Raw genomic sequence first — 834 nt, 5'->3', positions numbered from 1 at the left:
ATTTGCAATAGCCAATCATGCGAAAGAATCCTAATTGCTTTCGTTTAAATGATTGCTTAAATATCTGTTTCAAGGCGCCGATACTATAGAATGAATGCAACGTTGTCAAAACGTCTTGTTTATCGGGTGCTAAAAATTCTCCTATTTCGAAATTTTGTACATCTTCTTCTGTTATCATATCTGCAAATAATAACGTTTCTAAAATATATTTATCGTCCGGTTGAAATAAACTAATTGCCTGACTTAGTTCACCATCGCGACCTGCACGGCCAATTTCTTGAATGTAGTTAGAAGGACTTGTTGAAAGATGAAAGTGAATGATTGTGCGAATATCTTTTTTATTAATACCCATACCAAAAGCACTCGTTGCGACTATAATCGGAATATCATTATTTAAAAATTGTTGTTGAACTGTGTGTCGCTCTTGATAATTCATATCACCATGATAAATGCCAGTAAGAAAACCTGAATCATAAATAAGTTGCGCTAAATTCAGACACATCTTTTTCGATGAGACATAGATAATCGTTGGTCCCGACTGTTGTAGAAACGGCAGCAACCACTCAATTTTATCTTCATCATCATGAAAATTAAGATGCTTAAAGCTTATGTTTGGGCGATTCATTGTAGTTTTAATAACGTTGAATTGAATCGCTAACATTTCCGTCAAATCATCTTGTAAATGCGGTGGTGCAGTTGCTGTCAACGCTAAGACAACCGCTTCTTTAAAATGCTTTGTTACTTTTCCTATTAGAGCATAATGTGGTCTGAAATCATATCCCCATTCAGATAGGCAATGTGCTTCATCTAGAACAATCATGCCAAAGTCTATCA

Annotated in this window: 1 protein-coding gene; it reads right to left on the bottom strand. The window is 35.1% G+C overall.

The features are described 5' to 3' along the window. Nucleotides 1-834, bottom strand: an 834-nt coding sequence (locus IDG60_RS27765) for a helicase-related protein (protein WP_206160970.1), incomplete at both ends; no start/stop codon positions are given.

It is taken from the genome of Staphylococcus sp. EG-SA-2, assembly GCF_017152085.1.
The sequence above is the reverse complement of the archived record's forward strand: the minus strand, read 5'-3'. Positions and strand labels throughout refer to the sequence as shown.